Annotated in this window: 14 protein-coding genes and 1 pseudogene; 6 read left to right on the top strand and 9 right to left on the bottom strand. The window is 33.9% G+C overall.

The features are described from left to right. Positions 1-156: 156 nt before the first annotated feature. From JCM9157_RS16605 to JCM9157_RS16590, 4 genes and pseudogenes are all read right to left on the bottom strand, one after another. Positions 157-1,164 carry a FecCD family ABC transporter permease gene (locus tag JCM9157_RS16605; protein ID WP_035666502.1) on the bottom strand — a complete coding sequence of 336 codons (1,008 nt, stop codon included), beginning with the start codon at positions 1,162-1,164 and terminating at the stop codon, positions 157-159. Beyond that, a pseudogene (locus JCM9157_RS16600) lies at positions 1,161-2,170 on the bottom strand (FecCD family ABC transporter permease). Before JCM9157_RS16600 ends, JCM9157_RS16605 begins: the two are co-directional and overlap by 4 nt. 158 nt (positions 2,171-2,328) lie before the next feature. Further along, positions 2,329-3,279, bottom strand: a complete 951-nt coding sequence (locus JCM9157_RS16595) for an iron-hydroxamate ABC transporter substrate-binding protein (RefSeq protein ID WP_035666500.1) — start codon at positions 3,277-3,279, stop codon at positions 2,329-2,331. After that, positions 3,230-4,075: an ABC transporter ATP-binding protein gene (locus tag JCM9157_RS16590; RefSeq protein ID WP_035666498.1), complete on the bottom strand. Its 846-nt coding sequence runs from the start codon at positions 4,073-4,075 to the stop codon at positions 3,230-3,232. Before JCM9157_RS16590 ends, JCM9157_RS16595 begins: the two co-directional genes overlap by 50 nt. A gap of 329 nt (positions 4,076-4,404) precedes the next feature. On the opposite strand from JCM9157_RS16590, the gene JCM9157_RS16585 reads away from it, so the two are divergent. The 4 genes from JCM9157_RS16585 to JCM9157_RS16570 all read left to right on the top strand — a co-directional run bounded on the left by JCM9157_RS16585 (position 4,405) and on the right by JCM9157_RS16570 (position 8,046). Continuing rightward, entirely contained in the window at positions 4,405-4,794 is a 390-nt protein-coding gene (locus JCM9157_RS16585) for a GntR family transcriptional regulator (RefSeq protein ID WP_035666495.1), read from the top strand. After that, positions 4,787-5,686: an ABC transporter ATP-binding protein gene (locus JCM9157_RS16580; RefSeq protein ID WP_035666492.1), complete on the top strand. Its 900-nt coding sequence runs from the start codon at positions 4,787-4,789 to the stop codon at positions 5,684-5,686. The genes JCM9157_RS16585 and JCM9157_RS16580 overlap by 8 nt, the downstream gene beginning before the upstream one ends. After that, entirely contained in the window at positions 5,661-7,664 is a 2,004-nt protein-coding gene (locus tag JCM9157_RS16575; RefSeq protein WP_052013209.1) for a DUF6449 domain-containing protein, read from the top strand. The genes JCM9157_RS16580 and JCM9157_RS16575 overlap by 26 nt, the downstream gene beginning before the upstream one ends. 76 nt (positions 7,665-7,740) lie before the next feature. Beyond that, on the top strand, positions 7,741-8,046 hold the full coding sequence (locus JCM9157_RS16570; protein ID WP_035666490.1) for a Dabb family protein: 306 nt from the start codon (positions 7,741-7,743) through the stop codon (positions 8,044-8,046). A 658-nt stretch (positions 8,047-8,704) separates the two neighbouring features. On the opposite strand, the gene JCM9157_RS16565 is transcribed toward JCM9157_RS16570, so the two are convergent. The 4 genes from JCM9157_RS16565 to JCM9157_RS16550 all read right to left on the bottom strand — a co-directional run bounded on the left by JCM9157_RS16565 (position 8,705) and on the right by JCM9157_RS16550 (position 13,583). Further along, positions 8,705-9,841, bottom strand: a complete 1,137-nt coding sequence (locus JCM9157_RS16565; RefSeq protein WP_035666487.1) for a phosphoribosyltransferase — start codon at positions 9,839-9,841, stop codon at positions 8,705-8,707. After that, positions 9,834-10,853: a DNA-processing protein DprA gene (dprA, locus tag JCM9157_RS16560; protein WP_052013208.1), complete on the bottom strand. Its 1,020-nt coding sequence runs from the start codon at positions 10,851-10,853 to the stop codon at positions 9,834-9,836. The genes JCM9157_RS16565 and dprA overlap by 8 nt, the downstream gene beginning before the upstream one ends. Positions 10,854-11,838: 985 nt before the next feature. Continuing rightward, positions 11,839-12,651 carry a hypothetical protein gene (locus tag JCM9157_RS16555; protein ID WP_035666484.1) on the bottom strand — a complete coding sequence of 271 codons (813 nt, stop codon included), beginning with the start codon at positions 12,649-12,651 and terminating at the stop codon, positions 11,839-11,841. A gap of 137 nt (positions 12,652-12,788) precedes the next feature. After that, entirely contained in the window at positions 12,789-13,583 is a 795-nt protein-coding gene (locus tag JCM9157_RS16550; RefSeq protein ID WP_035666481.1) for a hypothetical protein, read from the bottom strand. Between the two features lie 265 nt (positions 13,584-13,848). On the opposite strand from JCM9157_RS16550, the gene JCM9157_RS26130 reads away from it, so the two are divergent. Then, the gene (locus JCM9157_RS26130; protein ID WP_052013207.1) at positions 13,849-14,046 is read left to right on the top strand and encodes a tyrosine-type recombinase/integrase; all 198 of its coding nucleotides are present in this window, start codon (positions 13,849-13,851) and stop codon (positions 14,044-14,046) included. A 213-nt stretch (positions 14,047-14,259) separates the two neighbouring features. After that, positions 14,260-14,772, top strand: coding sequence for a site-specific integrase (locus JCM9157_RS23545; protein WP_052013206.1), 513 nt, complete (start codon positions 14,260-14,262; stop codon positions 14,770-14,772). 230 nt (positions 14,773-15,002) lie between these two features. On the opposite strand, the gene JCM9157_RS16540 is transcribed toward JCM9157_RS23545, so the two are convergent. Further along, complete coding sequence (locus JCM9157_RS16540) at positions 15,003-16,484, bottom strand: competence protein CoiA (RefSeq protein ID WP_035666479.1); 1,482 nt, start codon at positions 16,482-16,484, stop codon at positions 15,003-15,005. Between the last annotated feature and the right edge of the window lie 88 nt (positions 16,485-16,572).

Below are 16,572 nucleotides of genomic sequence, written 5' to 3'. Positions count from 1 at the left end.
ATCGAAATCATTACGATTCATTATTTATTGTAATAGATAAAACCAAGATAATCAATTACAATAATTTTTCTATAATATCTAGGTCTATCAGTTTTCTCAAAAACAAAAAACCATTATACTCAGTTCATTTCTCAACCGAATATAATGGCACTGCTTCTATTTCTTTAATAGCAAATACATAAAGTATGGAGCTCCAATCAGTGCAACCATAATACCCGCCGAGATGCCTTCGGGTTCAATGATATTACGACCAATGGTATCAGCAAACAATAACAACCAACCACCAATAAGAATGGCAACTGGGATAAACAATTGATTTCTAGGACCAACCAATGCCTTTGCCATATGCGGGGCCATTAAACCGATAAAAGCAATTCCCCCCGTTACAGAGACTGCTGATGCAGCTAAGGCAACGGCTGTTAATAAAAGGACCACTCTTTCTCTTTCAATTGCTACACCAACACCAATTGCGACAGGTTCACTCACACCTAGAAGATTTAGCCGGTTAGCTTTATACAATGTAAAGGGTATCAAAATAATAAGCCATGGAAGAATCGCCCAAATAAACGGCCAGTCCGCTCCCCATATATTCCCTGCTAACCACTTCGCAATAAAATCCACTTTTGTGCGTTCAGCAGAAGAAATAAGAACTATCATGACTCCGGAGAGTGCCATGGAGAACCCTACACCAATTAGCACTAAATTAATCGGTTGTAGACCTGAATTTCGATTATACGCCAAAACATAGATGATGAGTGCAGTTAATAATGCACCAACAAAAGCTACGATTGGAAGGAAATAAACAAAAAGACCCGTTGGGATCGGAAAAAACAAAAAGAAAACGGCAATTGCAACACCTGCACCTGAGTTGATCCCAATAATGCCTGGGTCTGCTAGATCATTTCTAGTAATCCCTTGTAAAATAGCACCCGATAACGCAAGTGCCATCCCGGCTAACAATGTAATAAAAATTCTCGGAAGACGAATCGAAAATAACACGAATTCCTCTTTGAAAGTCCCTTGTCCAAACAAAGTAGGAAACAGTCTGTCATATGATAAAGAAGAATAACCTAACCCCATTCCAATGATCGCCGTTACAAAAATCAACATGATAAGTAGACAGAGAATCATTCTTTGCCTTCTAACTATACGTGGATGAATCATTTGAATTCCCTCCCTCCTTTACGCACAATAACCAGGAAGAACGGTAATCCCATTATGGCTACAATGGCTACAACCGGCGTTTCAAAAGGAGCATTAATCGTTCGCCCAAGTGTATCGGCAAGCAACATAAAAGTTGCTCCAATCACTGCCGACATTGGAATGATAAAACGATAATCTGTCCCGACAATGGCTCTCACTATGTGAGGAATCATCAACCCAATAAAAGCCATGTTCCCGACTAATGCAACCGATGCACCAGCTAATAAAATAATGACAATAAATAAAATCACTTTTATTTGTGTCGTTTTTTGACCAAGTCCAACAGCAACCTCTTCATTCAAGCTGAGAATCGTCAGTTGTCTAGACAAAAAAAGAGCAACGAATACACCAGTGATTATAAATGGAACGATGACTTGAAGCTGAATCCAAGAAGTACCGATTAATCCACCTGCTGTCCACATCGAGACATCTTTTGATATTTTAAAATAAATAGCAACCCCATCTGCAATTGCATATAAAAAAGCTGAGACGGCTGCTCCTGCTAACACAATTCGAAACGGTGAAAAGCCTCCTTTACGAATTGAGCTATTCCAAAGACCATTATTGCTCCTGTTGCCGCTCCAATAAAACAAGCAATCATGACGCCAAAATAATTTAGTGTAGGTACAAAAGCAATCGCAATCGCTAGAGCCGCGTTAGCCCCGGCTGTTAATCCAAATAAGCCAGGGTCTGCAAGTGGATTTCTCGTCATACCTTGCATAATAGCTCCTGAAACAGCCAAAGCAACTCCTACAAAAATAGCTGCAACCTCTCGTGGCAGACGGATTTCTCGAATAATCAAAATTTTATCACTTGTTGTAGTAGACGTGAGCGCTAACCAAACGTCTCTAAATGCAATATCGGCGGCACCAAATCCCATTGCTACAAAAAACATACAAACAAATAGGAATAGTCCAGCGATAAGTTTATAGATAAATGGAATAGTAGTGGCATTTTCTTTAAACATTAGCTTCTCATCTTTTCTTCATAGAATAGGAAAAAGGGGTCCAGGTAATTCATCCCTACTAGCACCGAATAGAAAGTTACTGAAATAATTATATCAGCATCCCTCAGTGAGTACTAGGATCAGAATTTATTACACCTGCATCCCCTTCTGTTTTACTATTAGTTACCTAGAAACTGCTCAATAAAAAACTCCAATTGAAATTCTAACGTAATTGGATCATTAAAGTAAAATTCCTTAGCATTGACTTCGAAGACTTGATTATTTTGAACAGCAGGAATATTTTTGTACGTTTCCGTTTCTTGGAATGACGTATCACCATCTGCATTTTTACTAAATATTACATAATCACCTGCAAATTCAGGAAGCACTTCAAAAGATAGAGTATGATAGCCTTGCTCTAATGCCATTTCTTTTACTTTTTCAGGCATTTCTAATTGCATTTCTTGGTAAAGGATCTCTGTTCCACGTGCCCAGTTATCTCCAAATACATAAAGTTCTTTATCAAAATTCTCAATAACTGAAACAGTTGCCTCTTCTCCAATTTCCGCTTTGATTTCTTCACCAGCAGCTTGTGCACGTTGTTTGAAATCATCAATCCACGCTTGCGCCTCTGCTTCTTTGTTTAGTAGTTTACCTATTTCTAAATGTTGAGTTAAGTAATCTAGAGCACCATAAGTAAAAGTGACAGTAGGAGCAATTTCACTTAATTTATCAAGGTTATTTGTATATGACAAACCAATGATTAAATCTGGGTCGAGTTCAATGATTTTCTCTAAATTTTCATCAGTTACTTCTTCGACACCTTCTAATCCAACGTAACGTGGATTCATCTTAGACCAAGGATCAACTCCTACAAGATTGGTATCCAAAGCTAAAACATTTCCAGCAAATGTAGCAAGTACAATAACACGTTTTGGGTCGGCTGGAACTTCAACAGGACCATTTTCAGATTCATAAATGATCATATCTGAACTCGTTTCTTCAACTGTAATTTCAGTTTCTGCTTGCTCCACTTCTATTTCTTCTGTAGTTTCTTCTGTTGCATTACTACCGCAAGCACTAATAATTAGTACCAACATTAGCATAATAGGGAATAGTAGTTTCTTCATTGGTTGTTTCTCCTCTAAGTAAGTTATATGTTACGCACATTGGTTTGTTCGTTCTAGGGTCCCTTCCAATTACAGCATCAATTTGAAACACTTCTTTTAAAACTTCATGAACCATAACTTCTTCACAAGATCCTGTTTTTACAATTTCTCCAGCTTTTAAAGCAATCATGTAATCAGCAAATCGCGCAGCCTGATTCAAATCGTGAAGAACCATTACAATGGTCCGGTCCTGATCTCTGTTTAATTTTTGTAATAATTCTAAAACCTCAAGTTGATGGGCCATATCCAAATAAGTGGTAGGTTCGTCTAGAAAGATTATTTCTGTTTCTTGCGCAAGAGCCATTGCTATCCAGACTCTTTGCCGTTGTCCTCCGGATAAAGCGTCTACCGGTCGGAACTTGAAGTCCTTCGTTCCAGTCACTTCAAGAGCCCAATCAATTACTTCATAATCTTTTTTCGTTAGCCTTCCGAACCCTTTTTGATAAGGAAAACGACCATACGATACTAATTCACCAACCGTCAACCCACTTGCACTTTCAGGTGTTTGTGGAAGGATCGCCATTTTCTTAGCCAAAATTTTCGTACTTTCTTTGGAGATGTTTTCTCCATCTAATATCACCGTACCAGATTGATGCGATATGATTCGAGTAATGGCTTTCAGGAGCGTTGATTTCCCACAACCATTTGAACCGATAATAGTTGTAATTTTCTTATCTGGGATTTTCACGCTAAGATTTTTCACAATTAACTTTTCGCCATAACTAATGTTTAAATCATCTGTATATAAACGAACCATCTTTTCACCTCCACGGTCGAACTAACAAAAAAAACCAATCGAAAATGATTATCATTTACAAACACATAACCTAATATATATTCTCCAGTTCTTAGTGTCAATATTTTTTTAGGTATGATCTTAATTAGCAAAGAAGTATCAATAGAAAGCGAAAAAGTTTAAACCGGTTATGCATTTTTGTATAACTTGTTTTTCTTCATTTAAAAACTTGACTTAATTAGATTTAGCTTCTTCCTTGAAATTATTAGTTGTAAAATACAGCTATCCGTATTATATTAAATAATACAGTTAGCTCAGTTACTACATCTCCCTTTTGAAAGGAGGTCCCTATGTTTCAACTAGACCTTAGAAGCAGAGTGCCTATTTATGAACAATTAGTGGAAAAGTGGAAGGATTTAATCATTCATGAAGTATATCAATCAGATCAACAACTTCCTTCTGTTAGAGTACTAGCTCAAGAATTAACGGTAAATCCCAATACCATTCAAAAAGCATATCGTGAGCTAGAGCATCAAGGTTACATTTATTCCATTCCAGGTAAGGGGAAATTCGTTGCCCCACAAGCAGTAACAACAAATAACGAGAAGGTGATGAAAATGAAACAAGAATTACTTAAGTTGCTATCGGAAGCACTTTACCTCGGTATTAATAAAGAAGAAATTCTAAATTTAATTTCAATTGCTGAACAATCAACTAAAGGAGTTGATCAAAATGATTAGTGTAACCAATGTTCAAAAAAACTTTGATGGGTTTGAAGCGGTAACTAACGTAAACCTTCATATAAAAAAAGGCTCTATTTACGGGTTACTCGGTTCAAATGGCGCAGGGAAAACAACGCTTTTGAAAATGCTTGCTGGAATATATAATCCAAGTTCTGGTCAAGTCCATATAAATGAAGAGCCGGTATATGAAAACGTAGCTCTAAAAGAGAAAATGATTTTCCTTGCTGATTCGCTATTTTTCTATCCTAACTCGACCATTCAGCAAACAGCTCGTTTTTATCAAACTTTGTTTCCTTCGTGGAACGAAACACGCTTCAAGATGCTTCAAAATGTTTTTCAAATTGATCCGACAAAAAAAATTCAGCGTCTTTCAAAAGGAATGCAACGACAAGTGGCTTTTTGGTTAACATTATCAACGATGCCTGATCTATTAATCTTGGATGAACCACTAGACGGATTAGATGCCGTCATGAGACAAAAAGTTAAAAACCTTCTTATACAAGACGTTGCAGAACGTGAAATGACGATCATGATCTCTTCTCATAATTTAAGAGAAGTTGAAGACCTATGCGACCAGGTGGGAATCATGCATCATGGTCAAATCATTATAGAAAAAGATCTAGATGATTTAAAATCAGATATTCATAAGATACAAGTTGCTTTTAAACAAGCTGTACCTACTGATTTCTTAGATGATCTCCCAATCTTATATAGAGAAGAACGCGGTAGTGTACTTCTTTATATTGTACGTGGAAAAGAAAGTGACATTTCTGCTCAAGTACAGGCTCATCAACCGGCAATTTTTGATTTACTTCCTTTAACTCTAGAAGAAATATTCATTTATGAAATGAGAGGTGTTGGTTATGAAATTGAAAACATCATTGTTTAATAGAGGTATATTCATTCAAAATGTAAGACAAGTTGGATGGATTAGCCTTGGATATTTACTTTGCCTGCTTTTTTCTCTACCTTTACAGCTACTTATGGCATATACAAGAGACAACGAATATCATCAATTTATACCACCTAAAAGTCTTTGGGAAGTTTCAATAGAATTTCAGGTTCTTATGACTTTTACCTTTCCTGTATTGTTTGCTATTTTCTTATTTCGTTATATGCAAGTAAAGCTTTCAAGTGATTTCACACATAGTTTACCGATAAAAAGAGAGCAATTGTATAATCAACACATTTTGTTTGGTTTACTTGGTTTAATCACTCCAGTATTGATTACGTCAGTTAGTTTATTAATTTTAGGACAGTTTCTACCTTATAATGAACTTTTATCTTTTTCTTCTGTGTTTAACTGGACAATGTTTTCGTTACTTTTTGCTGTTTTCGTTTTTCTAGCTGGAGTTTTTGTAGGTATGTTATCAGGCATGTCAATCTTACAAGCTGCGCTTACTTATATTCTTTTTGTCTTCCCAGTTGGAATCACCATGCTTTTCTACTCTAACTTGGAATTTTATTTATTTGGATTTTCAGCTACCTACTACATAAATCAGAAATTCGAAAATATCATCCCTTTTATTCGGATATCACAGCTAGAACAAAATCCATTAACTACAATTGAGATTGTTGTCTATTTATTATTAAGTGCTTCCTTTTATCTATGCGCATTGTTGGCTTACAAAAAGAGACCGACCGAAACAGCCACACAAGCTATTGCTTTTGCAGCATTGCGGCCTGTTTTTAAATATGGTGTTACCTTCTGTACAATGTTGGTCGGCGGCCTTTATTTTGGTAGTGTACAAGGTGGAATGGGTTGGACTATATTTGGATACATCACAGCAGCTTTACTAGGGTATTACCTTGCTACCATGATTCTTGAAAAGACATGGAGAGTTTTAGCTAAATGGAAAGGTTATCTTGGATTTTTAATAGTCGTTACCATTTTAGGAGTTTCTTTTCAACTAGATGCGTTTGGATTTGAAAAAAGAATCCCAAACATAGAAGAGATTCAAGGTGTTCATTTCGGGGATTCAATCTATCAAATTCTCGACCAGGATCGCTTTTATCATTACTATGACGGTGAGAGAATGGAAGAATATATCGAACCTAAATACCACTACAATCAGAGCGGTACAATTAAAAGCATTCTAAGCTTACATGAACAAATTATCAAAGAAAAAAATCAACTAAAAAAGACAGCTTCACAAACGGACTCTGTTGCATTCCGTTATCATTTAAAAAATGGTAAAGAATTGGTTAGACATTATCAAATTCCGATGCATGCTTATCAAAAACATTACAGAGAAATTGTTGAATCACCAGAGTATAAACAAAATCAATTTCCAATTCTTGAAGTAGATGACATCACAAGCCTGAAACGAATTACGATTAACTCGTACCGCACAGGTCAACAAGTTCGAATAATAGACCCACAAGAATTAGCAGAGTTTCATCAGTTGTTAAAAGCAGATATATCGAACCAAACGACAGAGGAAATGCTTGATGAACTTTATTGGTGGTCTCAAATTGAATATGAATTTGAACAAAATAAATACCTCCATCTTACTTGGAAGAAGTCTTACACCCAGATTGAGGATTGGTTAGACAAGAAAGATCTTCTTTCACAAGCACGAGTTACTGCCGCTGATTTATCGCATGCGTATATTATAAAAAATGATCCTAATAGAAACATGTACGATTTCATTTATGAAAATAGATTAGAAGATACTCTCGATGAAAGAGAAGATGTGATCAAGATTAGTGACCCAGCAGAACTACAAGAGCTTCTTAATCAATCTGGTGGAAATCATACCGATGATTATATAATCGGTTTTTATCTTTCTAGTAATTCTTATCCAGAATTTGAATCCATTAGTAGAGAACACCTACCGAATTCCATTATTAATAAACTCCCGTGACTTTAGAGTCCGGGAGTTTTTTTCAAACTTTATTTGTTATAATAATACTGATAAATAGAAAATGGAGGTTTACAAGATGAAAAAAGGTAGAATAAGACATATGGCTGTCTTTACATTAAAGAGTCAGTATGATTCAGCTGAAACTAAGAAATTTTTAGCTGACGGAGAAAAAATATTAAGCTCTATTCCCGTTGTTGAACATTTTGAGGTATTAAAACAAATAAGTAATAAATATGATTTTGAATTTGGTTTTTCAATGGAGTTTGCGAATCAAGAAGCTTATGATACATATAATGCTCATCCAGATCATCAAGCATTTGTTGAGGAACGTTGGAAAAAAGAAGTTAAAAAATTTCAAGAAATTGATTTTGAAGTTTACTAATCTGAAAAAGTAAATTTAATTAGATGCATTTAACTGTCTCAGTCAACAATTAATTACTCTGTGGTTATTAATCCCAGACCTCTCACACCACCGCACATAAAAAAATACGCCTCTCAAAACCTGAGAAGGCGCATCATTACTAGCTTTTTAGGAATGACCCGTACTGGGTTCGAACCAGTGACCTCCACCCTGTCAATGTCGAGGCACTTGTTTCCGTAAGGTGAAGGGTGTGCGTAAAGCCTATTGTAGCGCGGTTTTTAAAAGTGTGAAAAAACTCAAGTTCACTTTAGAAAACATAATTTACTTAAGTCTGGGATCAAATTAGTATCACAGACTTTCTTTTCATTTGAAAAATAACATAATATTTGTGAAGGGTTAGCTTTGGAATATACACTTATCAAATACAAACAGTTAAGTGATATATTTGACTTTTTCCTTTTAACATATATTAGATAAATAGTTTAAAGATCTTCCCTCCATTCTTGTTTCAGTATGAAAGAATATATTTGAACGGTATTATACTCTAATAACTTATAAACTAGATACCTTACATCTTATGAGAACAGGTCGAACCTTATGTGAATGTCTTTTCAAGCACACGTCATAGCTTGCTAACGAAATTAAATCATTAATTGTTATCTGGTGGAGCTACTCTGTTCTAACTATTATCATTTGAATAAATAAGACTGTATAAATTCTCAATCTCGTTTCTCGCTTGCGGGTTGTACTCGCCACTTATATCTATTTCTTCTATCAGTTCATAGGAATAATTTTGTGTAAAAACATCCCCAGCAATATTATAATCTTGCTTATAATATTCAATACCTGATCCTCTTCTGAACCTCCCTAAAGAAACTAAAATTATTTTTTTAGCTCCAGCTTTTATTAACAAGGTTCTTATAGATTCAAATGAAGTCCCATTTGTTAAATAGTCGTCCAAAACACAAATAACTTTCCCCTTAATCTTGTTCCTATACTCAGGATTAATCTTGATACTTTGAAAGTGCCTATCACAATACAATCTATCGGTGATATTAGTATAATGGTGACTTTTCTTAATTTCTGTATGTCTTATAAAAAGTGGATTGACTAACCGCTTACCCATAAGAATTCTAGCTCTCTCTTTTAAGGCCCAAAGGTCCTCATTTATATCTGTACTAGAAGATGGCATTACAGACCATATATCAACTTCTTTAAACATTGGATTATGAATAAGTGAGGCTAAAAAATGTAATTGTAGAACTTTAAAGTACTTTCTATTTCCTTTTTTCAGCGAATCCCTAAACCCGTCAACTATTTCTCTCTCTGATTTTGATATATCTCCCCTAGAATTGGCACTTGTTAAAGAATATACTGTTGACCTATCATTCAGATCCAGGTGATAAAACCAAACTTTTTGGTTTTTGATAATTTGTATTACCTTGTAAAGCGTTTTTGGCGTAGGAATTCCAAGTCCATATTTTATAGGTCCTGGATCCTTAACATCTGACCATTTCGGAGTAAGTAGAACTGTTTTTGTACTTGCTGCCATCCGCATATCATCTTCATTACTTCCAACCAAGATGTAATTCCCTTCATTATCTTCTTTCATCATATCTCTTACTTGCCATCTATAACATATTTCCACAGATCCAATTTCAGATTCTAAATCCGCAACCCTAGAACGGTCATGTGACATGATAATAACTTTATTATTATCGTCATTTAGTTGTTGAATTAACTCTACTATACCTTCATACATAATATCAGTTTTATCTTTTATGGTTGCTGTTGGAAAAACAATGGTTTTACTCATTATTTTTTTCCCCCTCAATATATTTCTCTAATATTGAATTTATTAGCTTCTCCATTGAAATGTTTCTATGATATGAAATCCTTTGTAACTCTTTTATTAAAGAAGACTCAATACCGACCTTAGTAAACAATACATTCAATACATCTTTTGCATTAGTAATTGGTATAGCACTACCTGATTCTAGTAATTTCTTTATTCCTGTTGATAGGTCCTGATTGTCTTTTGCTACATAAGGACAAAAAATATGCTTACCTTGGGAATATGCATATCTAGCTGTATGCATTGTTCCGCTCTTTTCGTCAGCTTCAAAAACAATTAGACCTTGCGACAATCCTGAAACTATTCTATTTCTCGCAACAAAATTAGACCTTTGTATATTTGTACCTATAGGATATTCTGAAACTAAAACACCATCGTGTTCTATAATTCGTTCAGATAAAGTTCTATTTTCCTTTGGATAAATAGTATCTAGTCCATGTGCTAATACTGCAATAGTTCTCCCATTATTATCTAGACATTCTTTATGTGATATAGCATCTATTCCTTTTGCTAGCCCACTAACAATAACCATACCTTCTTTCACTAGTCCTTTAATAATGTCACCAATAAGTTGTAGTGTGTTGTTGCTGGGATTTCTTGTTCCGACACAAGCTATAGAATGATTAACCTTTAATAAGTTCAAATTGCCTTTAACATGCAAAAAAAGGGGACTATTTTTAATAAATCTTAGATTAGAAGGATACAAATCATCATAATAAGAAATTATCTTTATATTTTGAGCATCACTTCTACTAATTACATTATCAACCATTTTTTCTGTAGCTACCAGTTTAGCTTTATCTTCAAATACAACCAGATGTTTTCCATTAGTAAGATTATATTTAAATTGTAGTTCAAACGCTCCACCATTAAATAATTGAGCCCTTTCTTCTTCAGAGAAATAGTTAACGTAATAGTTAATCAAAGAACCATCTACACCGAGATTTTTAAGTATCATTAGTTCTTTAAGCATTGTCACTTCCTCCAAAATCGACTGATTTTATCCATTGATTAGATATCTTTAATTAAGAATTATTCGATGCTTTAAATTATACTATAGATGATTTTACTAACATACAATACAGTCTTATACACTAAGGAAAACTTAAATGAAATCTACGGTAAACACACGGTCTACAGAAAAGATGTTTTACTATATATAGGTAAAGATGCTCAACAAGCTATAGGAGCGAGTATCGCAAGAATATATGTGGTGGAATACAAATTACTCTAAACACTTAAAAATCTTTGCAGGCCGTCTAGCTGGGGAAGCACACCTCAAGAGGAAAATTGGTCAAAGGAAATTAATTTGGCAGAAAAACTTTTAATTAGCGTAAACAAACGAGACTATATTCAAAGAAACTATCGCTTTTACGTGATGTTGAGCTACAAGATATTCATATTTTGAATTGGGGAGATAATAGAGTCCTACTTCCTGAAGTTTCAGGGTTACGATAGACGTGCAAGTTAGACGCTTTGGGATATGATATTTATGGATGGTGTGCTACCGAATGATCATGTAGTGTTTAACTATTAGAAGTATTTATGAAAACTAGAACAAACTTACTAATTTAATTAGAAAATTTATAGGAGGTGGCTTTATACTAAAATCCACTCCCAAGTATACATTTGATTTATTAACTCCTGCATTTTTTTAATTCAGCGATTGTACTTTCTCGATTCAATCTACATCTTGCTAATACACTCCTATCTTTGGTGCTGTAACTTTTTTCTACTTAACTCGACTGTATAACTTGAAGAAACATAGACGGTTTGATGGGAGCTATTCAATTAAAAAGGTATAATAATGGGTAGCAAGAGATGAAAATCAGAACTATTACAAGGCAGCTTTAATCTTGTGGTACTCTAATGAGCGGGTTAATCTTAATAAGGTAAGGTAACGAATAATTGGATTGTTAAATAGACGACAATCCAATTATTTACTTCTATTTTTTTTATCATCTTCTGTTTTCCATAGCATGATCGAAGCGTCTTAAAACTTCTGCAGCTACTAAATACACAAGGTGAATTCTAAAAGTACAATCGTTTAGATCTGAAAGTCCTGGATGAGATCCTCTTCTGTGGATTCTTTTAAATACGCCATTAATAAAGTTTTTGCCATCATTATAAATCTCATTAAGATCACTAAATAAAATTGGAGGATTTGTTCTTCCTAGCAGATCCCTTTTTCCATTATCGCTCTGTATTTTAGCACTCTCAATAGGATCAAGCTTATCTGCAATTTCGTTAAATAATCCTTCCAAAAAAGACCTTAACTGAGCATTTGAAGACTCCCATTTAGAATCATGAAAATTATCTAATGCCTGATCTAAATGCACTTTCAATGTGTTCATTTGGTATTTAATTAGTAATCTGTCAACTTCATTTTCATTGATTACAGGTGAAAAATCCTGAGGCAATTTTCTTCTTAAAGAAATGCCATCTACTATAAAACCATCTTTTATCAAGTAATTGAATAATTTAGGATGCTTGTCTTTAAACGTAGTAACCTCCCATCCATTCATTCGTTCAATAAGTTCGAGTTCATCTTCTATTAGATCTTTTACAATATCAAAAGTTAGGTCTTGAGCTTCTCTCTCCTCTAATTTATTTGATATTAAATACCTGGTTAAATTGTTAATTCTATCTGCCTTTGAAGAACCTAATGTTTCATTTTCGACGCTGTGTATTAATGAAAATTTACCAATTTCAGCATGAGTTCTTCCTTCTAGTAAACTCAAAGCAGCTATTAAAGTTTTACGTGATACCAAATAGCATTCCTCCTAAAATCTAGTAACTAAATTTTACCATATATCGGGAATCCTATAACTATAATGATGAATTGTTTATTAAATTTTTTTATTCTTCCTCCTGGAATAATGAATAAGGTACAAGTGAGGTATTAAATTTAGTATTTTAATTGTAAAACCCGCTCAAAAGCATACAATATATTATATCTTTCTGATATATATTCAATTATGTCTTCCGGGTGTATGAAGATATAAGTATCGCTTTTAGTCTTATATGTGATTTGTAGGCTTTCATATTCTTCTTTACAAATAGCATTGTTTTCTAACATATTATTTAATTCATTTAACTCTTCATTATCTAATTCCTTTACTTCGCTATGATAAACCCTTACAACAAATTGATCTTCTAACTCGTGTTCTCTATTAATAATTACATTATATTTTGATTTTCCAAGTATAAGTATGTGACTAAATGAACTACCTTTTCTAACATATGGTGAATATTCAGCGGCTGATTGGTACCCATATTTAGTGTGTCTATCTGTATTAGTAGGGTGTATTGATACTAAAGACCTCAAATATTTAATATACCGATCATCATTAGATATCTCATTACCTATATTAGGAAATATCCTCTTAGAAGTTTTCATTTTATATATTTCCAGATTAAAAATATCACTAAGTTCCGTTACAAAAGTGTTTATTTGTTCTGCATAATTTATCAATTCCATAAATGTAAACTGACAAAAATCATCATCTGTATTAATAACCATCTTTTCACTATTTAAATATCTTGTTAAATCTACTAATCTCGAAAGTAATGCTGAAATTTTATTCCATATAAACACACCATTTACTTCTTTATATTTAGAAAATACATTGTCGTCTTCAACTAACATTTCATTAACTTTTTCTATTAAGTCTACATTAAGACTACATCTATAAGTTGACATTCTTTCCCCTCCTTAAATCACATAAATAAATAATTAACTAATATTTGTTACCTACTTATTGTTTAGGTTTCTTTGTGCTTTACTCTACATCAGGGTAAGGATAATGAAGGAATAACCTAAAGCAACCCAAACTCCACCTGAAAGAGCTGCAAAACATTGTATAATAAACAATAACAAAATAAAAAACAATTTACTTTATATTTTTAAAAATTGATCATATAGAAAATCCACTAGATGAAACAGGAGTGATAGTATTGTTAAGTTATTGGCTACCTTATCAGATGTTAAGCCGCTGCGAGAGCCCTCCTTTAGGATCAGACAAAATGAAATCAATAACCTTATGCCCTACTTTGCCTACATGAAACTCAAAGGTATCAAACCTGATCACTATGAAGGGGCTATAAAAAAACTAAAGGAACGCTTTGCACCAAACACTGTAGATGGTATTCAACCAGACGGGTGATTTTCAAGAAAGCGATACAAAAAGAACTCATTAAGAAGGACCCCACCCTGTTTGTTGTGTTACAAAAGAAAAAGAAAACGATTGAGGAATTAAAGAAAGATGATATCCCAAAGTATATGGAAAAAGAAGAACTTGCGTTATTTCTAAAAACAGTGGCTCTAACCAAGGCTTAGAGATCGATTTCCCAGTGTTCCTCACCCTACTTACACCGGCATGCGTGTCGGAGAACTGGTTTGTCTCCAGTGGGATGACATCGACTTTGATAAACAGACCATTCGCATTATTAAGACCTACTACAATCCAAAGAATAATCCGGTTGAGTTTAATTTAAACACACCAAAAACAGTTGCATCCGCTCGAACCATAGTCGTTGAAGAAGATGTCATTGAGGCACTTAAAGAATTGAAGGCCACTCAGGAAAAAGTCAAAGAACGCTTAGGTCACACGCACACATCCCTTTTGGCTGAACTCGAAGTGCCGTTAGAGGATATCATGGAAAGACTAGGACATACCGATGACGAAACCACACGACTTGTCTATCGTCATTTGACAAAAGAAATGAAGAAAAAGGCTGTTAGTTCATTTTACTTACCTTTGTTAATTTTTACTAATGTAGCAATGGGTTCGGGGATTTCCAAATTCACTCTGGTTAATCCTTATTCATTCTTTTTTTACTTAGTGAGGCATTCTGTGGTCATTTTCATTTCTTTCAACAAGGCTTTATAATCTTTATATCTTAAAAAGTCACTACTTATGAATAATCACATAATGCACCTATATACAAATTGATCTGGACAATGGTAGCGTATTGGTCAATGGTTCGTCCCCCTAAGCTCCATGGAAAAGTTCTTATGCTTCCTCCTATGCAAAAAAAGTAATAATGTCACATGAATATTTCGTACATTAACACCCATCTACTATTAAAAATCCTCTCATTTTGTGCACCTGATTTCAGCTTACGTTTCTGAAAAAATTGAATTAGTAGCATGATGATAATCTTTACTCGTTAAAATATGGCGGTTAATCCTTTTTACTAATGAAGAAAGTATAGGAATTGTAAAAGGACTCTGAAGCTCCTCTAATGTAACAACTCCCTTATATAGTGCAACTTCTTTAACATTTTCACGCTCAACGGAGATGTTGGCTATTTTCAAAAATTGCAACAGACAATCTTCAATAGAAACCTCCTTACTTAACTCAGATAAAAGAAAAGGCTTATCAATTAACCCATGTTTTTGCAGAACTTGATTTCTGAGAGAAAATGGAATTTGTTCGCCATTTTCTAAAATCTTAATTTCTTTTTGTAAATCTTTTAGCGTCTGAAATTTACTTGAATAAATATCTTCAAGCGCAAAAAGTAACCATCCACGAGTAACGTTTTGAAAATCACTTTTCTTTTCTGCTCTATTTTCCTTGATATAGCCTCCCCATTTTGATGGATAAATCTCTTCTACAAAAAATCCATTAATTTCGTGAAGTTGACTGGAATTATACGTAATTTGCAACGAAAAATTAATATCTTTCATCTCAACAGGAACATATTTTATGATTTCATCAGGAGTTGTTAAGTTTCTCTCTACCTTTTCTTTTGAATCTTGATCTTCTATAAATACCTTAAAGGTGTATCCAGGAACTTCGGATCTATAAAGTTTTTCATTCATTGCTGTAAAATTTTTATAGGATTCAAGAAAATGGTATGTAACCTTATCTGGAGATTCTTTATATGCTAAGAAATCATCAAAACAAAAGATTTCCCCCCATAGATTAAAGCAAATATCGTCAAGGTCGTAATGATATACCCCTGTATTAACGATATAAGTTCGATTATTCAAACGTTCTAGACCTCTATATATGGAAACTTTATTATTATTCGGATTAAACGCCACAAGAGAGTCATTGCCAAAAGCTGTATTGCTAATAATAGCTTGACCAATATTGAAAACACGGTAACTAAATAACCCGTTCTCTTTTATAACATTTTCTCCTACAATCCAAATGTCTCTAATTCCTAATTTTTTATATAAGCTGCGCCTCTGCTTTAGATGTTCAGGTGACATATTTGATCGTTGATATTCAATAGCCCAACGAGAACCATTCGTAAATTCGATATAAACATCAGCGATTTGATTAGTCTCAGCTATGTAATATTCAATATCAATCATCTTTATTTTATGTTCGAGGGTTTTAGATAAATAAGCAAATAACTTTCTCTTTGCCTCTTGATGTTCTTGGGATTCACTTTGTGTCCCAATACATACGCTTTCTGGTTTATGTTTAAAGTGCGGTATCTTCTTCGGAACTTCCGCCCAATGTAGTACGACTTGTTCTTTACAAATCGGGCAACGGAAGAGACCACTTTCTTTAAGCTGTTCTCTTTGTTTCTCGTATTCTTCACTTAAAAGATTAATAATTTTATTCTCCATTAATGCCTTGTTCAATGATCTCACCCAATTCAGTTTAATAACACCTTATAAAGTCTTTCCATTATTTTAATAGGAATAATATTAATTCTTTACAATGTATCAA

This window comes from Halalkalibacter akibai JCM 9157, assembly GCF_000513135.1.
Taxonomy (GTDB): domain Bacteria; phylum Bacillota; class Bacilli; order Bacillales; family Bacillaceae_D; genus Halalkalibacter; species Halalkalibacter akibai.
Note: the sequence above shows the minus strand (reverse complement) of the source record. Positions and strands in the feature narration are given on the sequence as shown.

Coding starts and splice junctions, on each gene's coding strand:
- JCM9157_RS16605 (WP_035666502.1), bottom strand. CDS start 1,164: ATGATTCATCCACGTATAGTTAGAAGGCAAAGAATGATTCTCTGTCTA.
- JCM9157_RS16595 (WP_035666500.1), bottom strand. CDS start 3,279: ATGAAGAAACTACTATTCCCTATTATGCTAATGTTGGTACTAATTATT.
- JCM9157_RS16590 (WP_035666498.1), bottom strand. CDS start 4,075: ATGGTTCGTTTATATACAGATGATTTAAACATTAGTTATGGCGAAAAG.
- JCM9157_RS16585 (WP_035666495.1), top strand. CDS start 4,405: ATGTTTCAACTAGACCTTAGAAGCAGAGTGCCTATTTATGAACAATTA.
- JCM9157_RS16580 (WP_035666492.1), top strand. CDS start 4,787: ATGATTAGTGTAACCAATGTTCAAAAAAACTTTGATGGGTTTGAAGCG.
- JCM9157_RS16575 (WP_052013209.1), top strand. CDS start 5,661: ATGAAATTGAAAACATCATTGTTTAATAGAGGTATATTCATTCAAAAT.
- JCM9157_RS16570 (WP_035666490.1), top strand. CDS start 7,741: ATGAAAAAAGGTAGAATAAGACATATGGCTGTCTTTACATTAAAGAGT.
- JCM9157_RS16565 (WP_035666487.1), bottom strand. CDS start 9,841: ATGAGTAAAACCATTGTTTTTCCAACAGCAACCATAAAAGATAAAACT.
- dprA (WP_052013208.1), bottom strand. CDS start 10,853: ATGCTTAAAGAACTAATGATACTTAAAAATCTCGGTGTAGATGGTTCT.
- JCM9157_RS16550 (WP_035666481.1), bottom strand. CDS start 13,583: ATGTCAACTTATAGATGTAGTCTTAATGTAGACTTAATAGAAAAAGTT.
- JCM9157_RS23545 (WP_052013206.1), top strand. CDS start 14,260: ATGCGTGTCGGAGAACTGGTTTGTCTCCAGTGGGATGACATCGACTTT.